At 60.2% G+C, this 1,297-nt stretch carries 1 protein-coding gene; it reads right to left on the bottom strand.

The window, feature by feature from the left end; translation table 11 throughout:
• Positions 1 to 125: 125 nt before the first annotated feature.
• Positions 126 to 971: an IS5 family transposase gene (locus AC0Z36_RS29690; RefSeq protein WP_434598083.1), complete on the bottom strand. Its 846-nt coding sequence runs from the start codon at positions 969 to 971 to the stop codon at positions 126 to 128.
• Positions 972 to 1,297 lie beyond the last annotated feature (326 nt).

Here is a 1,297-nt window from a genome sequence, read left to right as displayed (position 1 = left end):
CATTATCGCAGCGGCCGCCGCTGTCTTCGCAGCCACCCGCACCCCAGCTGACCAGCACCTCAACCGGCAAGATCACGATCTACAGCTGCCGTGTCAGAGGACGTTCTGGTTACTTGAGCGATATTTCATGGATTTTGCCATGTTATGGCGCTTTCGCCGGTTGCCCGCTTCAGGAGGTTGGAGATCATTGCGAGGCGGATCATGCTCTCGGAGTGTGCGGGTTTGGTCTCGTAGTCCCGTGCCAGCCGGCGGTGCATCATGATCCAACCGAAAGTTCGCTCTACCACCCAGCGTCTCGGGACCACGGAGAAGCCCTTGACCTGGGTGTTCCGCGGCACGACGTCGACATCGATGCCGAGGGCGGCTCCGTGTTCGATGGCCTGGGTCTTGTAGCCGGTGTCGACCCAGGCCTTGGTGATCGCGGGCTGGTCGAGGGCGATTCGGGTGAGCAACTGCTTGCCGGCGTCGTTGTCCGAAACGCTGGCCGCGGTCACCGTGACCAGCAGCAACAGGCCGATCGTGTCGACAACGATGCTCCGCTTGCGGCCCACGATCTTCTTCCCGGCATCGATGCCCTGCGTTTTGTTGGGCACGGTGTGGGCGGTCTTGACGCTCTGTGCGTCGATGACGCAGGCGGTCGGCTCGGCCGTGCGTCCCACCTGCTCGCGGACCACCCGGCGCAGCCCGACACCGAGGTGCTCGATCGTGCCGTCGGCAGTCCAATCGCTGAAGTAGGAGAAGACAGTGCTGGGCGGCGGGAAGTCGTGCGGCAGGTAGCGCCAGGGGATGCCCGTGTGGTTCACGTAGAGGATCGCGTTCATGACTTCACGCAGGTCAGTGACCGGACCGCCCAGTCCGAGCGAGGTCTTCTGCCGCTCGGCTCTCCATGCCGTCACCGTCGGCTCCACCAGGGCCCAGCGGGCATCGGTAAGGTCGCTGAGGTAGGCGTTGCGCTGCGGCTGACTGGTCATAAGTCCACTGACCCACAGTGCGCTTGGCGGGGATATCACTCATTCGAGTGAGACGAAAGTCGCCTTCACGGCATCTTCGAACCGGATAGGAGCTATTAGGCTAAAAGCGATCGAATCATCCGGCCGAGCATGCTCGAACAGTTGCCACATTCTCCTCAAAAGCTCTATTCAAGCTGATTTCAGTCTAGGTTCAGAACTACTCAAAACAACACATAGATGATGCGAACGTCCTCTGAGAGGGCGTTTAATGTAGGCAAATTTACCTTTATGCACTAGTAAGTCCCTCGCCAGGTTGGTGTTGTTTCGTCCGTTATGCGCTTGGCGAG

This window comes from Kitasatospora sp. UYEF31 (genome assembly GCF_057291755.1).
This window is presented reverse-complemented; position numbering and strand designations above follow the sequence as displayed.